Here is a 21,638-nt window from a genome sequence, read left to right as displayed (position 1 = left end):
GAGGTATATGAATGTTGCTTCCAGATCAGATTGATTTTGACGCGCCGTTTCCCAAGTTGTCACGCAGACTGCGATTGGGTGTTGTGGGAGGTGGTCGGATATCGACCATGCAAGCCATGGCTGCCCGATTGACTGATCGTTGGGAGATTGTTGCCGGAGCGTTTTCTTCTGATCCCGTCCGGGCCAAAACCGCGGCAAAAGATTGGTTTCTTTCCGAAGAACGCTGTTACTGTTCATTCGAAGAGATGGCGAAAGTAGAGGCCGCACGTTCCGATGGTGTGGATGCAGTCATGATCACCACGCCTAACCATGTTCATTTCACGTCCGCGCTGGCGTTCCTTAATGCACGTATCGGCGTTCTTTGCGACAAGCCGCTGACAGATGAGATCACGGAAGCCCAGCACCTTGTTGATGCTACGAATGCAGCTGGCAGCGTCTTCGGCGTTTCATACGCCATGTCTTGTTTTCCCATGATCCGCCAGGCACGTGAAATTGTCGCTAAAGGAGGAATTGGGGAGGTCAACCAAATCCACGTAGAGTTCATGCAAGACTGGATGACATCTGGAGAAATATGTGATGCGCCGCATGTAAAATGGCGCTTGGACCCATCCAAGTCCGGCAGAACCAGTTGTGTGGGTGATATTGGTACGCATGCTGCGCATCTCGCCCAGTTTGTCAGTGGTTTGACCCTGACCGATGTAAAAGCGGATTTTCATGTTTGCGGCGCGCCGAAAGCACTAGAGGACACGGCCTTTATGATGACCCGGTTTGAAGGTGATGTACCTGGTACATTAATCTGCACTCGGCTTGCCCCTGGGAACCGCGGTGGGTTGCGGCTGCGGATCTTTGGCTCTGAGGGCGGCTTGGAATGGGATTTGGAGAATTCTGAACAGCTGCAGTTCAACCGTTTTGGAGCCCCGGATCAGATAATAAGTCGCGGTCACGGTCAGGGCGTTAGTCCTTCGGTTGAACGACTGATCAGGACCGCAAGGGGTTTCCCAGAGGGAATCATCGAGGCGTGGGGAAATCTCTATGTCGAACTGGCTATGGCGATTGCCGCGTGGCGGGATGGAAGGCGTGTGCCGGATACGTGGCTCGATATGCCGCGAGTGGCGGACGGAGCAGATGGAGTTCGGTTTGTCGATGCAGCCTTCAGGTCGCACCAGCAGCACGGCGCGTGGGTTTCTGTCCGCGAAATTGATGATTTACAAAATATCAGATAATTTCTAAAATATAGGTCAATCAGTCGATTCTGATATGAAAGGTGGCGTGATGCCGCAGACCTTGTGTGTTGATACAGCCCCGATTTACTCTCTAGCGCATTTGACGCTGATTAACTGCACGCCAGCCGAGTTGGTCTACATCGCAGCTCGCGCAGGATATGATGCAGTCAGTCCTCGCTTCATCCCCATGAATGTGCCGGGAGAGTTTGATCGCGCACCGTTGGATACTGCCCAGATACAGGCGCTCCGGACAGCCTTGGATACGACAGGACTGAAGGTGCTCGATGTCGAATTGGCCAGAATTACCGAAGACTGTAATCCTCGGGAATTCGAAGCGGCATTAGAGTTGGGCGCGCGTGTCAACGCCGGCCATATGATCATGTCAGCTTGGACCAAGCGCCGTGACGATCGCAATTTCATATTGGACACCTATGCCGAGACCTGTGATCTTGCCGCTCCTTATGGATTGACTATTGATCTTGAATTCCCGTCCTTCTCGCGGCTGCGTACACTGGACGAAGCGCTGGATATTGTCCGTGCGGCTGATCGGCCCAATGGGGGTATCCTTGTGGATACGCTCTATCTTCACCTCAGTCGTGTTGATCTTGGAGAACTGCTGCATGTTCCTCAAGAATGGCTGCATTTCCTTCATATCTCTGACTGTCTTCCAGGCATTGCGGATACCCGTGAAGGGATGATCCAGCTGGCTCGTGATGCACGGCTTTATCCCGGTGAGGGTTGGATCGATTTTGAAGGCATAATCGAGCGTTGCCCGCCTATGAACTACTCCGTTGAACTTCCAAATCAAAGTCGTGTGGCTGAGCTTGGGTATGAGGAGCACGCTCGCCGATGCCTTACCCACGCAAAACAAACCTTCGGGGCAGCCCGATCAAAACGACGCTTGATCGACAAACAAGCGGCATAAACACAAGAACGAGGTTGCCTTATGGCACGAGAACTAACTGAAGAAGAGCTACAATTGGCGTCGGAGATGCTGGATCGGGCACGTGCCGCTATGGCCAAGATGATCGATTGGAGCCAAGCCGACCTTGATCGCTTAAGCCAAGCCATCGCGTGGTACACTGGTAACGAGAAAACTTTTACGCGTTTGGCTCAACAGGGCGTCGACGAAAGTGGTATTGGTGACCGGTCAGGTCGCCCGGGTAAACGGTTCAAAATCCATATGGTGTTGCGTGATGTACTTCGCACTCCGTCTACCGGCATCGTGGAAACGGACGAAAACAAAGGTTTGGTAAAATATGCCAAACCTGCTGGTGTGATCGCTTCATTGATCCCAATGACTAACCCGGCCATGACGCCGCCAGTGACGGGCGTGTCATCCGCCAACGCGCGCAATGCCGTGATCTTCTCGCCCCACCCGCGCACAGCGCAGACGACCTATGAAATGGTCGAAGTCATGCGCACTGCATGCCGCGCTGCGGGTGCGCCGGAGGACTTGTTTCAATCGATCCGAAACCCCTCGATTCCATTGACCCAGCATTTGATGGAGATTTGTGACTTGACCCTGGCGACTGGCGGCAAGCCCATGGTCAAAGCGGCCTACAGCTCGGGCCGCCCAGCGTATGGAGTGGGAGCGGGCAACTCTTCAATCGTGATAGATGATACTGCGGATATCGAGATAGCAGCGCGGAACACCCGCGTTTCGAAGACATCTGATTTCGGCTCGGGTTGTTCTGCTGATGGCAATATCATCATCCAGAAATCAATCTATGAAGCTATGGTGGAGGCGCTAGCGGCCGAAGGCGGCTATTTGTGCACAACTGAAGAAAAGGCGATGCTAGAGGCCGCGATGTGGGACGATCAAGGCAACCGCACCTTCCGGACCATCGCATGCCGCCCGCAACAAACCGCCGAAGCAGCCGGGTTCAATATCCCCGACGATCGCAAATTCCTTATGGTTGAGAACCAGGATCAAATTGGACCGGAGCATAGGTTTTCGAAGGAAAAACTGACCACGCTCATGGCGCTCTATCATTTTGATACATTCGATGATGCGCTCGACACTGTCAGCCAGATCTATGCCACGGGTGGTAAGGGACATTCCTGTGGAATTTACAGTAACAACGATGAACATATCGACCGCCTGGCGCGACTGGCCCCGGTTAGCCGCATGATGGTCCGTCAGCCACAATCCAAGGCCAATGCAGGTGCGTGGACAAACGGCATGCCCATGACATCTAGTCTGGGTTGCGGTGTTTGGGGTGGCAACATCACCAACGAAAACGTCACCATGAAGCACATGATGAACTACACATGGGTTTCACGCCCCATCCCAGAAGATCGTCCTTCCGAGGAAGAGCTATTTGGAGAGTTTTTCGGACAGGAGGTGGCGTAATGGATGACGTCAAGCTTGAAAGCAGAACAGTCGCTGAGCACCTTGTCGACTTTCTTGAACGTCGCGATGTCGAACATGTGTTTGGTCTGTGTGGGCACACCAACATCGCAGTATTGGCGGCTCTTGCTGACAGCCCGATCGATTTCATCACGGTCCGGCATGAGCAGATCGCCAGCCACGCCGCGGATGCATATGCGCGGGTAACTGGTCGGGCCTCGGTGGTTTTGTCACACCTTTCTCCTGGGTTGACGAATTGTGCCACCGGGGTCGCAAATGCGGCGCTGGATTGTATTCCGATGGTGGTGATCGCTGGGGATATTCCGACGCATTACTATGGCAAACATCCGCACCAGGAGGTGAATCTGCACGCCGATGCGGCGCAGTGGGAAATATATCGCCCTTTCGTGAAACGCGCATGGCGCGTGGATCGTGCTGACCTGATGGCCGAGATATTGGAGAAGGCGTTTCACTTGGCCGAAAGCGGTCAACCCGGACCCGTTTTGGTGAATGTGCCAATGGACATCTTCTCGGAGGTGATCCAGTCCGACACGTTTGATCGCGTCGGGGACAACACCCGTTCGTTGAGAAAGCCGAGTATTGATGATGAAACGGCTCGTGAAATCGTCGAGAAACTTGCGCACGCGGACAACCCGGTGGCTTATGTGGGAGGTGGTATCCTGCTTGCGAGAGCGAGCAACGAACTTCGCGAGTTTGTCGAGCACATGGGTCTTCCTGTCGCCCACAGCCTGATGGGGAAGGGTGCGCTTCGCGACGATCACCCGCTGGTAATGGGTATGACAGGGTTTTGGGGCACCGAGCTTGTGAACCGATCTTGCCTGAGCGCGGATTACATTTTTGCGGTAGGGACGCGCTTTAAAGAGGCCGACTGCTCCAGCTGGTATCCCGGCTACACGTTCAATATTCCGGGATCAAAAGTCATTCATGTTGACATAGAGCCGCAGGAGATCGGGCGGAACTATCCAACCGAAATCGGCGTTGTGGCTGACGCCAAAGCCGCGCTGCGCGTCCTCACTCGGATTGCGAAGGAAATGTACCCGGACGGGTTCGCGAGGGTTGAGAAGAAGGCCGAGATTGCGGAATTCCGCACTAAGTTCAAAGTGTCGAACTCAGAAATGCAGACCTCATCCGCTTTCCCGATGATGCCCGAGCGTATTTTGGCCGATGTGCGAAAAGCACTGCCAAAGGATGCAATCATCACCACTGATGTAGGCTGGAACAAAAATGGCGTCGGACAGCAATTCGACATCCTGACACCGGGATCGATCCTAACCCCAGGTGGCTTTGCTACGATGGGTTTTGGTCCACCTGCGGCTTTGGGTGCAAAGCTGGCAGACCCGGATCGCGTTGTCTTGAGTCTCGTTGGTGACGGAGGTTTTGGGCAGAACCCTTCTATGTTGGCGACAGCAGTAGAGCTGGATCTTGGGATCATCTGGCTGGTTATGAACAACAACGCGTTCGGTACTATCGCTGGCCTGCAAAAAGCGCACTACGGTCTGACTTATGGTACGACCTTTCCGGGCTCAGCTGCGGCACCGACCAATGGGCCCTGTTATGCCGACATCGCACAGGCATATGGTGCTGAAGGTGTGCGGATATCGTCGGCGGGCGAATTGCTTCCCGCGCTAGTAGCGGCAATTGCCAGTGGCAAGCCAACCGTTCTGGATGTGCCGATGATCAACAATCCAACACCTACGACAGGGCATTGGAATATTCTCGATATCTATTCGCCACATGACGAGATCAGTCATGTGGCGACATAATTGCGGACTGCCACAAGTAGGGGAGGTGATGCAGGCTCTTCAGTTACTTCATCGGAGGGGGTTCTGCTTGACCAACTGTTACTAGCGAATTCCCCGCGCGCCGGGCCAAAAAAGGAAGGTCCGACGTAACAGTACACGCTAGTGCGAGAACATATCCTTCGTTGGTTTGCTGCGTCCGCTGCATTTGGCGACGGAGCGTTCGAAAGCGCTGAGCAGGTTGTCGGCCATCTCGCGTGAGAATCCTTCGCGCACCACGATCCTGAGGACCGCCATGTCCTGAATATCGTCGGGCATCGTGTAGGCAGGCACTTGCCAGCCGTAGATCCGAAGTGCGTCCGAGATGTCGAAGCAGGTAAAGGTCGGGTCAGTCACGCGGAAGGCTAAAACAGGGATGTCTGTCCCGTCGTGGAGCATTTTGAAGGGTCCCATTTTCTCGAGCTCTCGGGCGAGATACTGCGCCGTGTCTTGCAGCCCCTCCATAATCTCTTTGTAGCCTTCAAACCCAAGCCGGATGAAGTTGTAGTACTGCGCCACAATTTGGTTGCCCGGGCGCGAGAAGTTCAGCGTAAAGGTTGGCATATCGCCGCCCAGATAGTTTACGTGGAAGATCAGATCCTCGGGCAGTTCGGATTTGTCGCGCCAGACGACCCACCCTACACCGGGGTAGACCAGCCCGTATTTGTGACCGGATACGTTAATGGATTTGACCAGTGGAAGCCGGAAATCCCACTCAAGATCAGGATGAATGAACGGGGCGACAAAACCGCCACTGGCGGCGTCAATATGCAAGGGCGTCTCTAACCCCTTGGCGGTATTGTTGGCGACCAGTGCATCGTGGATGTCTTTGATAGGCTCGAATTGTCCGGTGTAGGTCGTGCCAAGGATCGCCACCACGCCAATGGTGTTCTCATCGACCAGCGAAATGGTGGTCTCTGGGTCGATCACATAGCGGCCGTTCTCCATCGGAACATAGCGCGGTTCAACATCCCAGTAGCGGCAGAATTTCTCCCACACGACCTGCACGTTGCTGCCCATGATCATGTTAGGTTTATCCGTTGGCTTGCCCGCCGCCTCTTGTCGTGCGCGCCATTTCCATTTCAGCGCCATGCCGGCCAACATCACCGCTTCGCTAGACCCGATCGAAGATGAACCAACACCACGTTCGGGGGCGTGGAACAGGTCAGAGACGATGTTGATGCAACGTTCCTCGATCTCGGCGGTTTGGGGGTATTCGTCCTTGTCGATCATGTTCTTGTCGAACGTCTCGGTCATCAGTTGCTTGGCTTCTGGTTCCATCCAAGTTGTGACGAAAGTCGCTAGGTTCAGCCGCGAATTGCCGTCCAGCATCAATTCGTCATGGATCAGGCGATAGGCATTTTGCGGCGACATTTGCGACTGCGGCATGGTGTATTTCGGCGTCGGGTTGGTCATCGAGCGTCCCGCATAGGCGGGGTGGAGAACTTCTTCGTTCTGGGGGTTGTCTGACTTTTTGGTCATTGTCATTTTCCTTGTGAATGTCAGGCCGCGCTAGTTGGTGACAGTAGAGACGCGTTTGGTTTTGATCAGAATCCAGCCCGCAAGGACAGTGAACGCGCTGAGTCCAATGATTGCCAACTCCAGCGTCCACAGCCCAAGCGGGTTGGGGGAGGGAGGTATGAAGCCAATGCCGAAGCAAAGGGCCGCGGTGGCAGTGCCGATACCGCAGATAATCCACATGCCAGCGTTGCCACCCGGCACCCGATAGGCGCGGTGGACATCCGGGTGGGTATATCGCAGCCGGATCGCCGCGATAAACATCATCACATACATGACAGAGTAAAGGATGATCGCAATCGAAGTCAGCAGCAGGAACACGGTGTTCACATTCCCAAACACCACGAACAAAAGCCCGAGTGCTGAGATCAGCACAGCCTGAATGAGCAAAAGGCGAGTGGGAACACCATGCTCGTTCTCGATGAGCAGGTGGGATTTCAGGTAACCGTCTCTCCCGGCTGCCCAGATGCCTTTTATCGGGCCGACGATCCAGGTGCTGACCTGACCTGCTGCGCCAAATGCGATCAGAAAGGCCACTACAGGGATGGTCCACGACAGATTAAAATGCTTCATCAGGGCGGCGAAGGCCTGCGTTGCTCCGTTGACAGAATTGATCTTATCCACGGGCAGGACCGCGCCGATCGCCATGCCACCCAACAGGGTGACGATAAAGCCAAGGATGGCGGCGATAAACAGTGCGCGCGGGTAGCTTTTTTGTGGGTTCACAACGTCTGAGGCGTGGCTGGCGGATACTTCGATGCCGACAAATCCGAATACGAAACTAAGAAAGAAAACCAATCCAGCCGTATTGGTGAGGGATGGGAAGATATTGTCTGCGGACAGAGTCAGGTCCATTTGGACAGTATTTCCACCCAACACGTAGAAACCGGCTGCGATGATCAGTAGCACACTTGGCAACAACACGCCCGCTGCAAGCGCCACGGTCGAGATCATACCAGACCGCGCGGTGCCCTTGAAGTTGGCAAAGGTTGCAATCCAATAAACCGAAATGATCGTGCCTGCGACAAAGAACCGGTTGGTTCCAAGGTCTGGGGCCAGCACGTAGGCCAGCGTGCCGCCCACATAGGCCAGGATGCTGGTGATGCCGAATAAGCTTTGTGTCCATTGCAGCCAGACCGCCAGAAACCCGGCTTTCTTACCAAAGGCTGCACCGACCCACCCATAGACGCCGTTCTGGGGCCAACCGGTCGCCAGTTCAGCCGATACGAGGGCCACAGGCAGCAGGAAGGCCAGAACTGTGATCAGATTGAACACGACCATATGCAGGCCAGTCTCGGCCATGATTGGCATATTGCGCAGTGTCATGAACAAGGCCGCCGTCATAAACGTCAGCGGCAAAATGGTCAGCGTCGGCTTTGCCTTTGGAGTAACAACGGGGGACGTGGGCATTGGATGCGGTCTTCTTTTGGTTGGAATAGATTGGGTCAGGACGTGTGATCGGCCGATAGGCTTTTCATCTTGCGCGCGGTGACCGCTCTGTAAGTGGCTTCGATGACGAAGGCAGCAACGATCATGCCGACAAGAATCCACAGGTGTGGACGGGTCGCGTCAACGCGCCAAACCTGCCAGCACAAAGCCAGAAGTGCGATGGCACAGGCAATGACGCCTGTCATAGAGATCCAAGCGCGGCTCTCAGTCTCGGTCGCACGGCGTACATTGGCCCAGTTCACGGCCAGGAAGATCAGCAGAAATCCAGCGCTGCCCATTGTGGCGATGGCGTTCAAGGGCAGGAAGTTTACCAAGATTAGAGCAAAGATGGCGAAGACGAACATGCCCTCAAGCGGTTGTCCGCGGATGTCACGTTCCAGCTCTTTGGGCAGTTCGCCGGACTTCGCGATGGTATAGGTCAGACGCCCTGCGCCATAGAAGGTGGCGTTGATTGCCGATGACGTGGCAAGAAGGGCCGCAATGGTGACGATGACACCGGCGGGGCCCATGAAGCTGTGGGCTGCGAAGGAAAGGGCGCTGTCAGAGTGGTCCTTGATCTGATTGAAATCCAAATGCCCCAACACAACGATTGTGATGAGGATGTAGAGGACAATGGCGATCAGGACGCCGCCAATGTAGGCGATTGGAAGTGTCTTCTTAGGGTTTTTGATGTCGGGGCCAGCGTTGGCGATCAGCTCGAACCCTTCGTAGTTCAGAAAGATGATCATCGCGCCGGCGATCAGCTCGACCGGGGGGACGTATTCGGACGGCGCCATTCGGCTTAGGTCCATCGGCATGGACAGTCCAACGATTATGAAGATCGCCAGAAGGATCATCTTGCCCGCATTGAAAGCATTTTCCGATCGGATCACCAAATCCGCGCCGAAAATGTTGACCACGACGAGGGCGATCAACAATCCACTGGCCAGCGCACGCGTTACAAATGCGGGATCGCCAAACGGGACAAAGACGGCGCCGTAGCTACCGAATGCATAGGCATAGACTGCAAGAAGGACCATGTAACTCATCGACAAAAGGATGTTCATTGCGCCAGAGAATACGCCGGGCCCGAAGCCGCGGATCAGAAACTCGACCGTTCCGCCCTGGCTTGGGTATTTCAGTGTCATCCGCAAGTAGGAATAGCTGGTCAGAAGTGCGACGATACCGGCCACGACAAAGGCGACAGGTGCGGCCCCTTTGGTCAATTGGATCGTCAGGCCGGTTACGGCGAAAATTCCGCCGCCCACCATGCCGCCAATGCCAATGGAAAGCGCGGAGATTGTTCCAATTTTGCCGCTTTCGGTTTTCGCCATGATGCTATGTCCTGCTTTATGTTCGTTCGATCAATCACGGCCACACTCATAAATTGCACGGCTCAAGTTGATCCGAAAACCGCGCTGGTGACAACCGTGTGGCGGGCCGATGTCGGAACTGTAAGTGTCTGATGAGGGTGTTGATCAATTTTATTTCTGATGTGGTGCTGTGCACCATAGGGCAAGGCGCATCATGAATATGTTAGCTAAACGACACTTGATGCGGTTTATTATTGCTAGTGTGGAGAGATAAGTTGGCGAACCACTCGCCCCGCTGCGCGAAAGGGACCACTGAATGGCGAAGATGAAACGCGATATCGGCCTGATTGGGCTGACCTTCATGGCGGTGGGCGGCATCATCGGGTCCGGGTGGCTGTTTGGCCCGCTTCTGGCGGTGCAACAGGCGGGGCCCGCCGCGATTATCTCTTGGGTGATTGGGGCGCTAGCCATGTTTATCTTGGCGCTAACCTTTGCCGAGATTTCCGCGATGCTGCCGGTGCCGGGTGGTATCGCCCGCGTGCCCCAGTTCTCGCACGGGATGGTCGTGTCGCTGATTATGGGGTGGAGCGCGTGGATCGGTTACAACACCACCGCACCCATCGAGGTCGAGGTCATGCTGCGGTATCTTGGCCCCTATGCCAGCTGGCTGCATGAGGGAAAGACCGACACTTTGACAGCGGCAGGATACGGCGCTGCTGCGTTCTTCCTGCTCGTTTTTACTCTGATAAACGCTCTGGGGGTGAAGTTCTTCACCTATGTGAATACGACACTGACTTGGGGCAAGATTGCCATTCCGGTGGTTTTGTCGATTATCCTGATCGCCTCGCGGTTCGACGCGACAAACTTCACCAACACAGGCGGATTTGCCCCCTATGGGGTGCACGGTATTTTCGCGGCCGTGTCGACGGGCGGCGTGGTCTTTTCCTTCATCGGGTTCCGTCATGCGATTGACATGGCAGGAGAGGTCCACAACCCGAAATTCACAATTCCCGCCGCGTTGATCCTGTCGATCCTGCTGTGTGCGGGCATCTATATCGGTTTGCAGGTGGCCTTTATCGGGGCGCTAAGCCCATCCGATCTGGCCAATGGCTGGGCCGGGCTGAACTTTGGCAATACCGGACCCCTGGACGGGGTGTTGATGTCAGTCGGCATTCTCTGGTTTATCAGTTTGCTGAATGTTGGCGCGGTCATCGGCCCCTTCGGCAATGCGCTGGTATCAACCGGATCCAACGCGCGTTTGGCGATGGCGATGTCTGAAAACGGGTTTCTTCCCAAAATCCTGCAGCATCTATCGTCTCTGGGTGTGCCGCTTTGGGCTTTGGCTCTGAACTTCGCGGTGGGTTTGATCATCCTGTTCGGGATGCCATTCAAGGAAGTTGTCGCCCTGAACGGAGCTTCAATCGTGCTCTCTTTCATCGTCGGACCAATTGCTGTTGTGGCTTTGCGAAAATTGGCGGCGGATCGACCGCGATCGTTCAAACTTCCTGCGGTTCACCTGATCGCGCTTCTGGCCTTCATCATATCAACGCTTGTGGTGTATTGGAGCGGCTGGGACACCGTCTGGCGGCTTGGAATTGCCCTGCTGGTGGGACTCGCAATTCTGGCTATCAAGTTTCGCAGCAACCTGAACGAGCTTGATGGCGCACAGGCCCTGTGGCTGATCCCGTATCTGCTTGGGATCGGCATCATCTCGTATCTTGGTGATTTCGGCGACGGCGCGCTGAAGGTGATCCCGTTTGGGTGGGATATGGCGGTCTGCGCCGTGTTTTCAGTCGCAATATTTGTGCTGGCGGTGCGTTCTGCCCTGCCGCAGCATAAATTTGACGAGTATATTGCGGAGATACACAAGTAGTTGTGAGCGGCTGGCGGAATGCCCCGTTTGGGGCCTTGGCACACTAATGTTTGATCGGGGTGGCTAATTCTTGAGGGCACCGACAACTTTGCTGATCACAAAAGCAGCGACGGCGGTGATCAACGCGATGATCACAGCGGACCTGATAGAAGCACCCATTGTCCCGCCGTTCAGCAGGGCCACAGCGATATAGATTGCGGCGGCTATGAGTCCCGCGAACAGGGAACGAGAGATACTACGCGACATCGGCATTTCCTCTGCTTGGTTTGGATCGTCCAATATCTAACATTGGTTGAAGCCAACGACTAGTATTCTATGCTTTTATCTCAGCGCGATGTTTGTCCAATGCAGCATTGATCTCGGCGCTTAGCAGGATGGTCAGGGCTGAATAATAGAAGAACAACATCGAAATCGCGATGCCGGCCAGCGCGCCATAGAACAGTTGATACCCGGTGGAGTGATCGAGGTAGAGGCCGAAACCGATGGCCACTGCGACCCAAAGGATCGCAGCCGTCAGGACACCAGTCCAAAGGTGCTGGTTGGGGCCGAACTGCTTACCAGACAGAATGCGGTGAAGGAACCACAGGAAAAGAACAAAGATGGCAAAGCCGACCAGATTACGCAGGCCGGATGTGAAGTAGGGTGCCAATGTATCGAAATGGGCCGACATTATCCCCGACAGGATCGGACCGAGCACGATCAACAGGCTAAGAAGCAGCGTTATCAGAACGCCCAGTCCGACGCACAAGATCGAAATCGCACGCCCGACAATCCAGTTGCGTTCGCGCGCTGGACCGTAGGCCCGGACGAAACCGCCCCGGATGCCGTCGATCGCTTTTGAGGGGAACCAGACGGACACGACAAACGCGATGGACATGATATCCACGCGGGCGTTCTTCAACACTGCATCAATGGTTGGTTGAAGTGCGGTTTTCAGATAGGTCGGCGCAAAAGATAGCAGCGTATGCACGACTTCTATCGACTGCTTGGGGCCAAGAAAGATACCCGAGGCATGCGTTAGAAAGACCAGAAACGGAAATATCCCAAGCATCATGCAAAAGGCGATATATCCCGACCGAATGGACCCATCATGACGCAACAAAGTCAGGATTGCGGTGTACGTTGTACGCACGATAAGCGGGCTTTGATCACCGGGAACGAACCGGGAGAAGTCAGTCATGAGTGTTCCTGATCAGGATCTGATACGTCCACCACATCCATATCCGACCCGGCTTAGCCGCAACAGTTGTTTTTCCTGAAACGCCCTAAACGTCGATCCTAAGCAGCGTTGTTGGGTCGAACAAGTGAACATGACCAGGCTGTACCGACAGGCGTAGCACTTGGCCTGCACCTTGACCTTGGTGCACACCCGGAAGGCTGGCCGTGAACTCTTTCCCTGACCCGACCAGATGCCCGTGCAGCAGGGTGTTGGCACCAAGGGGTTCAGACAGTTGGACTGTAAGCGAAAGGGGCCCTGTGTCGTCGGGTACGATATGCTCAGGGCGGATGCCAATTTTCACCGCGCCATCCGGGGCCGAGGTGTCGGCAATCACGGCGTCGCCAATGCGAACAGTTCCGTTCACGACCTCTGCTTCCATGATGTTCATGGCGGGGCTGCCGATGAACTGTGCGGCAAACAAGGTGCGCGGTGTCTCATAGACTTCAAGCGGGGTGCCGATTTGCTCGGCCACACCGCCATTCATCACGATCATCCGGTCGGCCATGGTCATCGCCTCGACTTGATCATGGGTCACGTAAAGGGCTGTGATGCCAAGCTTCGATTGCAGTTCTTTGATCTCAAGCCGCATCTGCACGCGCAGCTTTGCGTCGAGGTTGGACAGAGGCTCGTCAAACAAGAACACAGCCGGTTCACGGACAATCGCGCGGCCCATTGCGACGCGTTGGCGCTGGCCACCAGAAAGCTGTTTGGGGCGGCGATCCAGAAGTGCTTCGAGTTGCAAAAGCTCTGCGGCTTCACGAACTTTGTTGGCAATTTCGTCCTTGGGCAGCCCCGCGATTTTCAATCCGTAACCCATGTTTTGCGCCACTGTCATATGCGGATAGAGCGCGTAATTTTGGAACACCATGGCGATGTCGCGATCCATCGGCTCTTTATCATTTGCGCGGTCGCCGCCGATCAGCACATCGCCGGACGACACCGTTTCCAACCCCGCGACCATGCGCAAAAGCGTAGATTTACCGCAGCCAGAGGGGCCGACGATGACGATGAACTCGCCATCTTCAATCTCGGCACTGATGCCGTGGATCACATCGGTGGCTCCAAAACTTTTCTTGATGTCTTTCAGCGTGACAGTCGCCATTTGTTATTTCTCGCTATCTACAAGGCCACGGACAAAGAGTTTTTGCATCGACACCACGACGATCACCGGAGGGATCATCGCAAGGATCGAGGTCGCCATGATCACCGGCCATTCGGCCACGTCATCGCCCGACGGAAACATCTGCTTGATGCCCATGACGATGGTGTTCATTTCCGGGTCAGTGGTGATCAAAAGCGGCCAGAGGTATTGGTTCCAGCCATAAATGAACAGGATCACGAACAGAGCGGCCACATTGGTGCGGCTCATCGGGACGACGATGTCCCAGAAAAACCGCATGGGGCGGGCACCGTCGACGCGGGCGGCCTCGGCAAGTTCATCTGGGATGGTCAGGAAGAACTGACGAAACAGGAAAGTTGCGGTGGCAGATGCGATCAAGGGGAAGATCAAGCCGGAATAGCTGTTGAGCATACCGAAACCTGCGACGACTTCATACGTAGGAACGATCCTAACCTCGACCGGAAGCATCAGCGTTAAGAAGATCAGCCAGAAGAACATCGTGCGGCCAGGGAACTTGAAGTAAACGATGGCAAAGGCTGACAGCAGCGAGATGATGATCTTGCCCACGGCAATCCCAATCGCCATGACCAGCGAGTTGAACAGCATCGTCGCGACCGGCACGTTCACTCCAGAAAACAGCGCCGCTTTGTAGTTGTTCCAAAATTGATCGCCGGGCAATAGCGGCATGGGCGGGCGAACGATTTCGGGCTGCGTGACGGTCGACGCCACAAAAGCCAGCCAGATCGGAAAGAAGATGATCAAAACGCCAAAGATCATCAAAAGATGGGTGAACCACAGGCCCATTCCACGTTTTTCGACCATGCCGTGAACTTCGCGCGCCATTAGTAATGCACCCTTTTTTCAACGAACTTGAACTGGATGACGGTGAGAAGCCCGACGATCACCAGCAAGATCACAGACTGTGCCGAAGACGAGCCTAGGTCTTGTCCAACGAACCCATCTGCGAACACTTTGTAGACCAGAATGGTTGTGGCCTGTTGTGGACCACCAGAGGTGATGGTGTGGATCACCCCGAAAGTTTCAAAGAACGAATAGACAATGTTCACGACCAGCAAAAAGAACGTGGTGGGCGACAGCAAAGGCAACACGATGGTGAAAAACCGGCGCCAGAAGCGTGCGCCGTCAATGGCGGCTGCCTCGATCACGGAACGGGGTACGGATTGCAGGGCAGCAAAGAAGAACAAGAAGTTATAGCTGATGCGACCCCAGGCAGAGGCGACAACGACCAGCCCCATCGCCTCGGTCCCATCAAGCACGTGGTTCCAGTCATAGCCGAGTTGCCCCAGATACCATGAGACGACTCCAACCCGTGTGTTGAACATGAACAACCAAAGCACACCGGCAACGGCGGGGGCCACGGCGTATGGCCAGATTAGCATGGTGCGATAAGCGCCAGAGCCTTTGATCAGCCGATCCGACAGCACCGCCAGAAACAGCGCGGGGATCATGGCGACAAGTGTTACGAGGGTCGAAAAGATCGCGGTTGTCACAAAGGACGCGCGGTAGAATTTGTCAGAGAGCAGATATTCGAAATTTCCGAGACCCACGAATTGCGATGACAGGCCAAACGGATCGGGGATGAACAGTGACTGCCAGACCGCCTGTCCGGCCGGATAAAAGAAAAATACCGCCGAGATTATGACCTGCGGTGCAATCAAACACAGCGGCAACAACCATCCACGGAACGTGACGCGTTTTTCCATTTCAGTCCCCGGAAGAAAGAAGACGGGCCAATGCGGCCCGCCTTATTAGCGTATCAAAGATTAGTTGTTGGCTTGCTGGAAGCGGCGCAGGAGCGCGTCACCGCGTTCTTTGGCGCTGTCCATTGCCTCTTGTGCGGATTTGTCGCCCGCCCAAATGGCTTCCAGCTCTTCATCAATGATGCCGCGGATCTGATCAAATGAACCCAAACGCAGACCTTTGGAGTTTGCGGTTGGTTGGTTGGTTGTCATCTGAACAACCGCAATGTCGGTGCCGGGGTTTTCTTCATAGAACCCAGCTTCCTTGGTTGCGTCGCCAGCGGCTGATGTGATCGGCAGATAGCCGGTGTCCTGGTGCCATTTCGCCTGAATTGGGGTCGATGACAGGAAGGACAGGAACTCGCCCACACCTTTGTATTCTTCAGGTGTCTGACCTTCCAGAACCCAAAGCGATGCGCCACCGATGATGGTGTTTTGCGGGCCATTGCCGACACCTTCCCAATAGGGAAGCGGGCGGACATCGAAGTCGAATTCAGCTTCGGCTTTGATGCCTGCATAACCGGCAGAGCTTTCGGTAAAGAGCGCGCATTCACCCGCCCGGAAGTTTGCGCCGCCTTCGTTGCGGCGTCCGGTGTAGATGAATTCGCCATCCTTGGCCCACTCACCCATTTTTGAAAGGTGGGCAACTTGTGCCTCGCCGTTCAGCGCAAGCTCTGTGTCCAGCCCGGCAAACCCGTTGTCTTGGGTCGCAAACGGCACGTCATGATAGGCCGAGAAGTTCTCAAGATGAATCCAGCTTTGCCATGCGGTGACCAGCGGGCAGTCTTCGCCGCCAGCTTTCAGCTGCTCCAGTACCGCGTCTACGTTCTGCCATGTCGACAGGTCTGTGTCGGGGTCGACGCCAGCGGCTGTCATCGCGTCACGGTTCACCCACAAAACGGGTGTGGACGAGTTAAAAGGCAACGAAAGCATGTCACCGTCGGTCGACGTGTAGTAACCTTTGACGGCGCCAATATAGGCGTCGGGATCAAAGGATGCACCGCTTTCGGCCATCACTTCATAGACCGGTTTGATTGCGCCCTCGGCGGCCATCATCGTGGCTGTGCCGACTTCAAACACCATCAGAATGTCAGGTTGTTCACCTGCGCGGAAGGCAGCGATACCTGCGTTTAGCGTTTCCGAGTAGTTGCCTTTGTGGCTGGCGACGACCTTGTAGTCACTTTGGCTTGCGTTGAACTCAGCAACTTGTGCGTCAACAAGCTCTCCTAACCGGCCTGTGAAGGCGTGCCAGAATTCGATTTCGGTTTGTGCAAACGCCCCAATTGGAGACAATGCGGTGGTTGCGGCGGCAACAGCGCCAAGCATGAATTTATTCAATTTAACCTCCTTGCACCAGCAGCGGTGACTTCCCTGTTATCCACGTCGGGCCGGGCGCCCGATCAGTGTCTTGCAAAAGGGTTACATCCCACATGGCATAATGCAAGAGCATTTACTGTAACGGTTTTATAACACAATATTATGCCGCTATACTTAGCGTTGAAGAAAAGGGACATCGCATGACACATCCGCTTAGATTACGTCAGCTCGAAGCTCTTATGGTCGTCACACATCACGGTTCCATGACACGTGGCGCGCAGGAATTGGGGATCAGTCAGCCTGCGGTGAGTCGCCTTCTGTCCGATCTGCGCGAGGTGCTGGGTTTCAACCTGTTCAACCGGCGTGATGGCCGTTTGGTACCAACACAAGAGGTGCGCTATCTGTTGCCTGACATCCGGCGGGTGTTGGAGATGATGGACCAAATCACTGAGGTCAGTCAGAATATCACCGACAAAAAGGCGGGGCATCTAAGCATTGCATGCCTTCCGGGATTTGCCACCAGCCACCTGCCGGGTGTCGTCGCAGGATTTTTGAAGAACCGCCCCGGCGTAAGCGTTACGTTGGAACCGGATCGACCCGAACGCATCCTAGAATGGATGGTGGGCGAGCAGTTCGATTTCGGCATCACCGACGGGTTCGAGGGCCACCCCGCCGTCGAAAGTGAACATGTCGACGTGCGGACCGTTTGTGTATTCCCGACCGGGCACCAGCTGGGAAGGTTGGATCAGGTCAGCCCGCAAGACCTTACGGACGAGAACATCATCCACACCCGCCGTGACAGCACATTCTTTCGCGACCTCAACGAGGCCTTCCAGAAAGAGCAGGTCGCGTTGAACTCTCTGGTTGAGACCCGGCAATTCACTGCGGCGTGTGAACTGGTCTGTAATGGTGTCGGTGTCTCGGTTGTCAGTGAACTGGACGCAGCAAAATATTCGGGGCGCGGGTTGGACTATCGCCCATTCACCCCCTCGGTCGCGCACCGTCTATCGCTGGTACGGCCCATTTTGAAACAACCGTCCATGATCACGCTGGAATTCATGGAGACTTTCTTAGCCAGTCTTGCTCCATTTCGGATGGATCAGGCATAGCTGGCCTTTCCATCCGAAAATTGGAGAAAGCGTAAGGTCAAAGCTGCGCCTTGATCTCTTTAACCCAATTGTCCCATTGCGCGTGGTCACCTTTGGCCAACAAAACCCCTTCCTTGATCTTGGACATACCAAAGCCCCAAGCCATTTTTGCTTCCACATGGGGTGGCATGACCAACTCGCCGGGGCTGACCACGGCATCGATGATAAAGGGTTTGGTGCTGGCTTTGGCCTGTGCGATGGCGGCAGGGATGTCTTTGGCGTGTTCCACGCGGACACCATCGCCCCCGCAGACTTTGGCGTATTCAGCGAAATCGGGATTCACCAGATCGGTGGCGACCGGGTTCACGGCGTAGCCTGCGACCTCCATCTCCATCTTCACAAAACCCAGCGTGGAGTTGTTGAAGACGATCACCTTGATCGGCCAATCATAGCGCACAGCAGACAGGAAATCCTGCATCGCCATGCCGAAGCCTCCGTCACCACAGAACGCCCAAACTTCGCGGTCGGGGTCGAGTGCCGATGCACCAAGAGCCGATGGCAGGCCAGATCCAAGAGACGAGTGATTGAACGACCCAACCATGCGGCGTCCGCCCTTCATCCGGGTTTGGCGCGCGACCCAGACAGTACATTCGCCAATATCCATGGCAAAGACCGCATCGTCTGACGCCTGATTGGATATCTCATGGGCAAAGATTTGAGGGTGCAAAGGTTCGCTGTCACGGGTGATCGCACTTTCCTTGTCTTGCGCCTTGAGCCACTTGTTCACCAATTTGACTTGATGATCCGCAAAGCTTGTATCTGACTTCTGATCGAGCTTAGGCATCAATAGATCAAGCGTCGCTTTCACATCGCCCAGCAGGCCAGAGGCAATTGGTGCGCGACGTCCCAGATGTTCAACCGAGCGGTCGATCTGGATGATTTTAGCCTTCTCTGGCAGGAACCATTCGTAGGGGAAATCGGTTCCCAACATCACCAATACGTCGCAATCATGCACCGCGTGATAGCCGCCGGGATTGCCGATCAACCCGGTCATGCCAACCACGTTCGGATCGTCGTAGTCAAAGATGTCTTTGCCCTTCAGCGTGTGTGCAATCGGTGCGCCAAGCTTCTTTGACAGCGCGATCACCTCGTCCTTGGCGTCGCGACACCCGACACCCGCAAAAATTGCAACTTTCTTGCCCGCATTGATCAGTTCTGCGGCGTGCTCGATCTGGCTTGCAGGCGGGATCAGGGTGGAGGGCGTCTTCAGGATTGGGTGGAACTGGTGCAGGCTTGGCACTTCTTTCTCCGACACGTCGATCGGCAGCTCGATCCGTACGACTTCGCGGTTGATCAACGCGCGCTGAACAGCGATCTGGGCCAGACGAGGCATTTGTTCAGGCGTGTGGATGATCGCCTGATAACCGCAAACGTCATCGAATATCTTTTCAAGATTGACCTCTTGGTGATACCCGGTGCCGCGTTCTTTGTGTGCAACCTGACCGGTGATCGCGATCACACCTGCGCCTTCGCGTTTGGCATTATAAAGTCCGTTGATCAGATGCAGCGCGCCCGGCCCGACCGTGCCCGCACAGATGCCAACGCCTCCGGTCAGATGGGACTGCGCGTAGGCTGCGTAAGCGGCGTTTTCTTCGTGCCGCATGCCTTTCCACTCAAACCGCTCATCCCCTCGCATCGCCTCCAGAAACGGGTTCAGGGCATCGCCCACAACACCAAAGATCTGCTTGCCGCCAGCATCCGCGAGGATATCCAAAAGGACTTCGCACACATTCTTATTCTTGCTCATGGGTCGGTCCTTTCAGAAGCTCTTGGCGTCAGCGCGCGCCCAGTCAGCATCAAATTCGGGGTGGATTTTCTTGCCCAGCAGATTACCGGGATCGAGTTCGGGATACAGCGTATCATAGCTTTGCTCACGCTCGTTCCCGATCCGGCGCATGATCGACGAAGGATGCAACGCGTCTGCCGAGGTGTGCCCCATAGCCCCTAGCATATCCAGATAGCTTTCCACGGTGCGGCGGTGGAAATTGGCGACCTTATGGCGCTTTTCTTCGACGTTAACAGCCTTGGCACGGGTGGCATCCTGTGTGGCAATGCCTGTCGGACATTTGTTCGTGTTGCATTTCAGTGATTGGATGCAACCGATCGAGAACAACATCGCACGCGCTGCGTTGCACATATCGGCCCCAAGCGAGATTTTCTCGATCATGTCAAAGCCCGTGGCGACCTTGCCGCTGGCAATCAGGCGGATATCATTGCGCTTATCGATACCGATTAGGGCGTTGCGGGCGAAGACCAACCCTTCGTCAATAGGCACACCCAGCCGGTTGGAATACTCGACCGGTGCGGCGCCGGTGCCACCTTCGGCCCCGTCGATGGTGATGAAATCTGGCAGGATTTCAGTCTCCAACATTGCCTTGCAAATGGCCAGAAATTCGGACCGGTTGCCGATGCACAGTTTGAAACCAACTGGCTTGCCTTCAGTTTCTTCGCGCAGTTTCTGGACAAACTCCATCAACTCGATCGGGGTCGTAAATGCGGTGTGAGCGGGCGGGGAGATTACGTCTTTATGCGGCTCTACACCGCGGATACGTGCGATTTCCTCGTCCACTTTGGCGGCAGGCAGCACGCCACCGTGACTGGGCTTCGCGCCTTGGCTCAGCTTAATCTCGATCATTTTCACCGAAGGCTTATTCGCGTTGTCGCGGAACATGGCATTGTCAAAGTTGCCATCCTTGGTCCGACAGCCAAAATATCCAGTGCCGATCTGCCAGAACACATCGCCGCCTTCTTGCAGATGGTAGGGGCTTAGCCCACCTTCACCCGTGTTATGCGCAAAGTTACCCAGCTTAGCGCCACCGTTCAGTGCGCGGATGGCGTTGGAACTCAGCGCGCCAAAGCTCATCGCTGAAACGTTAAGGCGCGAGGCATCATATGGCTGTTTACATGCGGCGCCGCCGACCATCACCCGACCGTTTTCCTCAATCGGAGGCTTTGGAGCCAGCGAGTGGTTGGCGCGGGCATAGCCCACGTCCATGATGTCGTATTGTGTACCAAAGGGCAGCGTATCGTCGGCATCGTTGGCGCGGGCGTAAATCAGATCGCGGGTGATCCGGTTATAGGGGCGGCCACTTTCGTTGGTCTCAACGAAGTATTGGCGGATCTCGGGGCTGATGAATTCCAACATGTACCGCATGTGGCCAATCACCGGATAATTATGCAGCACGTTATGCTTGGCGACCGTCAAGTCATAGATGCCGATCAGGATGAAGGGTATCAGCAACACCAATAGCCACAGGATCGGTGACCAGATGAACTGTCCAAGAAAAACGAGGGCAAGACCACCGATGCTGATCCAGAAAAAGAGTTTGCGTGCCATGATAAGCTCCCCGCTATGTATGACGTGGCTAAATATATGAGTTTGCGTAGACTAAGCCGAAGACTGTTGAATTCCCAAGCCTGGACTTTCAACGTTAAGTTTACGGGAAAATTTGGTGCCTGACTGTCGCCAATCTAACAGCATGTTTGCGTTAGACCTCATACTGTTTTCAAAGAGTACAGTTATCGCTATCGTTGAGCGCAACATACAACGGGAAAATCCGCAAAGGA

General features: G+C 55.1%; 17 protein-coding genes. 6 read left to right on the top strand and 11 right to left on the bottom strand.

Annotated features, from left to right (window positions below; genetic code table 11):
* Positions 1 to 11: 11 nt before the first annotated feature.
* The 4 genes from V6N04_RS06640 to V6N04_RS06625 are packed head-to-tail and all read left to right on the top strand — an operon-like array spanning position 12 to position 5,360.
* Complete coding sequence (locus V6N04_RS06640) at positions 12 to 1,223, top strand: Gfo/Idh/MocA family protein (RefSeq protein WP_371169357.1); 1,212 nt, start codon at positions 12 to 14, stop codon at positions 1,221 to 1,223.
* A 49-nt stretch (positions 1,224 to 1,272) separates the two neighbouring features.
* On the top strand, positions 1,273 to 2,148 hold the full coding sequence (locus V6N04_RS06635; RefSeq protein ID WP_371169356.1) for a sugar phosphate isomerase/epimerase family protein: 876 nt from the start codon (positions 1,273 to 1,275) through the stop codon (positions 2,146 to 2,148).
* Between the two features lie 21 nt (positions 2,149 to 2,169).
* Positions 2,170 to 3,579 (top strand): aldehyde dehydrogenase family protein, encoded by a 1,410-nt coding sequence (locus V6N04_RS06630; RefSeq protein WP_371169355.1) that lies wholly within the window; start codon positions 2,170 to 2,172, stop codon positions 3,577 to 3,579.
* Positions 3,579 to 5,360: a thiamine pyrophosphate-binding protein gene (locus V6N04_RS06625; RefSeq protein ID WP_371169354.1), complete on the top strand. Its 1,782-nt coding sequence runs from the start codon at positions 3,579 to 3,581 to the stop codon at positions 5,358 to 5,360. Before V6N04_RS06630 ends, V6N04_RS06625 begins: the two co-directional genes overlap by 1 nt.
* Positions 5,361 to 5,498: 138 nt before the next feature.
* Here the strand turns inward: V6N04_RS06625 and gad are convergent, their stop codons facing one another.
* Genes gad through V6N04_RS06610 form a run of 3 tightly spaced genes read right to left on the bottom strand, consistent with a single transcriptional unit; the run spans position 5,499 to position 9,655 of the window.
* The gene (gene gad, locus V6N04_RS06620; protein ID WP_371169353.1) at positions 5,499 to 6,857 is read right to left on the bottom strand and encodes a glutamate decarboxylase; all 1,359 of its coding nucleotides are present in this window, start codon (positions 6,855 to 6,857) and stop codon (positions 5,499 to 5,501) included.
* A gap of 30 nt (positions 6,858 to 6,887) precedes the next feature.
* Positions 6,888 to 8,303 carry an amino acid permease gene (locus tag V6N04_RS06615; protein ID WP_371169352.1) on the bottom strand — a complete coding sequence of 472 codons (1,416 nt, stop codon included), beginning with the start codon at positions 8,301 to 8,303 and terminating at the stop codon, positions 6,888 to 6,890.
* A gap of 35 nt (positions 8,304 to 8,338) precedes the next feature.
* Positions 8,339 to 9,655: an APC family permease gene (locus tag V6N04_RS06610; protein WP_371169351.1), complete on the bottom strand. Its 1,317-nt coding sequence runs from the start codon at positions 9,653 to 9,655 to the stop codon at positions 8,339 to 8,341.
* 295 nt (positions 9,656 to 9,950) lie between these two features.
* Here V6N04_RS06610 and V6N04_RS06605 point away from each other — a divergent pair, with 295 nt between their 5' ends.
* Positions 9,951 to 11,507, top strand: coding sequence for an APC family permease (locus V6N04_RS06605; RefSeq protein WP_371169350.1), 1,557 nt, complete (start codon positions 9,951 to 9,953; stop codon positions 11,505 to 11,507).
* 63 nt (positions 11,508 to 11,570) lie between these two features.
* Here V6N04_RS06605 and V6N04_RS06600 read toward each other — a convergent pair whose 3' ends face one another.
* The 6 genes from V6N04_RS06600 to ugpB all read right to left on the bottom strand — a co-directional run bounded on the left by V6N04_RS06600 (position 11,571) and on the right by ugpB (position 16,944).
* Entirely contained in the window at positions 11,571 to 11,753 is a 183-nt protein-coding gene (locus V6N04_RS06600) for a hypothetical protein (RefSeq protein ID WP_371169349.1), read from the bottom strand.
* Positions 11,754 to 11,820: 67 nt separating this feature from the next.
* Positions 11,821 to 12,687, bottom strand: a complete 867-nt coding sequence (locus V6N04_RS06595) for a YihY/virulence factor BrkB family protein (protein ID WP_371169348.1) — start codon at positions 12,685 to 12,687, stop codon at positions 11,821 to 11,823.
* A gap of 85 nt (positions 12,688 to 12,772) precedes the next feature.
* Complete coding sequence (locus tag V6N04_RS06590; RefSeq protein WP_371169347.1) at positions 12,773 to 13,828, bottom strand: ABC transporter ATP-binding protein; 1,056 nt, start codon at positions 13,826 to 13,828, stop codon at positions 12,773 to 12,775.
* A gap of 3 nt (positions 13,829 to 13,831) precedes the next feature.
* Positions 13,832 to 14,668 carry a sn-glycerol-3-phosphate ABC transporter permease UgpE gene (gene ugpE, locus V6N04_RS06585; protein ID WP_371169641.1) on the bottom strand — a complete coding sequence of 279 codons (837 nt, stop codon included), beginning with the start codon at positions 14,666 to 14,668 and terminating at the stop codon, positions 13,832 to 13,834.
* Positions 14,669 to 14,688: 20 nt separating this feature from the next.
* Positions 14,689 to 15,570 (bottom strand): sn-glycerol-3-phosphate ABC transporter permease UgpA, encoded by an 882-nt coding sequence (ugpA, locus tag V6N04_RS06580; RefSeq protein WP_371169346.1) that lies wholly within the window; start codon positions 15,568 to 15,570, stop codon positions 14,689 to 14,691.
* A gap of 60 nt (positions 15,571 to 15,630) precedes the next feature.
* Positions 15,631 to 16,944, bottom strand: a complete 1,314-nt coding sequence (gene ugpB / locus V6N04_RS06575) for a sn-glycerol-3-phosphate ABC transporter substrate-binding protein UgpB (RefSeq protein WP_371169345.1) — start codon at positions 16,942 to 16,944, stop codon at positions 15,631 to 15,633.
* Between the two features lie 179 nt (positions 16,945 to 17,123).
* On the opposite strand from ugpB, the gene V6N04_RS06570 reads away from it, so the two are divergent.
* Complete coding sequence (locus V6N04_RS06570) at positions 17,124 to 18,032, top strand: LysR substrate-binding domain-containing protein (protein WP_371169344.1); 909 nt, start codon at positions 17,124 to 17,126, stop codon at positions 18,030 to 18,032.
* Positions 18,033 to 18,069: 37 nt separating this feature from the next.
* Here V6N04_RS06570 and V6N04_RS06565 read toward each other — a convergent pair whose 3' ends face one another.
* Positions 18,070 to 19,818 (bottom strand): thiamine pyrophosphate-dependent enzyme, encoded by a 1,749-nt coding sequence (locus tag V6N04_RS06565; protein ID WP_371169343.1) that lies wholly within the window; start codon positions 19,816 to 19,818, stop codon positions 18,070 to 18,072.
* 12 nt (positions 19,819 to 19,830) lie between these two features.
* Positions 19,831 to 21,408, bottom strand: coding sequence for an FMN-binding glutamate synthase family protein (locus tag V6N04_RS06560; RefSeq protein WP_371169342.1), 1,578 nt, complete (start codon positions 21,406 to 21,408; stop codon positions 19,831 to 19,833).
* Positions 21,409 to 21,638 lie beyond the last annotated feature (230 nt).

The organism is Aliiroseovarius conchicola, from assembly GCF_041403445.1.
GTDB classification, from domain to species: domain Bacteria; phylum Pseudomonadota; class Alphaproteobacteria; order Rhodobacterales; family Rhodobacteraceae; genus Aliiroseovarius; species Aliiroseovarius conchicola.
This window is presented reverse-complemented; position numbering and strand designations above follow the sequence as displayed.

Excerpts from the sequence above, each read along its gene's own strand:
- ugpE (WP_371169641.1), bottom strand. The coding sequence starts at position 14,668 with ATGGTCGAAAAACGTGGAATGGGCCTGTGGTTCACCCATCTTTTGATG.
- V6N04_RS06570 (WP_371169344.1), top strand. The coding sequence starts at position 17,124 with ATGACACATCCGCTTAGATTACGTCAGCTCGAAGCTCTTATGGTCGTC.
- V6N04_RS06615 (WP_371169352.1), bottom strand. The coding sequence starts at position 8,303 with ATGCCCACGTCCCCCGTTGTTACTCCAAAGGCAAAGCCGACGCTGACC.
- V6N04_RS06625 (WP_371169354.1), top strand. The coding sequence starts at position 3,579 with ATGGATGACGTCAAGCTTGAAAGCAGAACAGTCGCTGAGCACCTTGTC.
- V6N04_RS06640 (WP_371169357.1), top strand. The coding sequence starts at position 12 with ATGTTGCTTCCAGATCAGATTGATTTTGACGCGCCGTTTCCCAAGTTG.
- V6N04_RS06560 (WP_371169342.1), bottom strand. The coding sequence starts at position 21,408 with ATGGCACGCAAACTCTTTTTCTGGATCAGCATCGGTGGTCTTGCCCTC.
- V6N04_RS06635 (WP_371169356.1), top strand. The coding sequence starts at position 1,273 with ATGCCGCAGACCTTGTGTGTTGATACAGCCCCGATTTACTCTCTAGCG.
- ugpA (WP_371169346.1), bottom strand. The coding sequence starts at position 15,570 with ATGGAAAAACGCGTCACGTTCCGTGGATGGTTGTTGCCGCTGTGTTTG.
- V6N04_RS06565 (WP_371169343.1), bottom strand. The coding sequence starts at position 19,818 with ATGAGCAAGAATAAGAATGTGTGCGAAGTCCTTTTGGATATCCTCGCG.
- V6N04_RS06600 (WP_371169349.1), bottom strand. The coding sequence starts at position 11,753 with ATGTCGCGTAGTATCTCTCGTTCCCTGTTCGCGGGACTCATAGCCGCC.
- V6N04_RS06630 (WP_371169355.1), top strand. The coding sequence starts at position 2,170 with ATGGCACGAGAACTAACTGAAGAAGAGCTACAATTGGCGTCGGAGATG.
- V6N04_RS06610 (WP_371169351.1), bottom strand. The coding sequence starts at position 9,655 with ATGGCGAAAACCGAAAGCGGCAAAATTGGAACAATCTCCGCGCTTTCC.
- V6N04_RS06595 (WP_371169348.1), bottom strand. The coding sequence starts at position 12,687 with ATGACTGACTTCTCCCGGTTCGTTCCCGGTGATCAAAGCCCGCTTATC.
- V6N04_RS06590 (WP_371169347.1), bottom strand. The coding sequence starts at position 13,828 with ATGGCGACTGTCACGCTGAAAGACATCAAGAAAAGTTTTGGAGCCACC.
- gad (WP_371169353.1), bottom strand. The coding sequence starts at position 6,857 with ATGACCAAAAAGTCAGACAACCCCCAGAACGAAGAAGTTCTCCACCCC.
- V6N04_RS06605 (WP_371169350.1), top strand. The coding sequence starts at position 9,951 with ATGGCGAAGATGAAACGCGATATCGGCCTGATTGGGCTGACCTTCATG.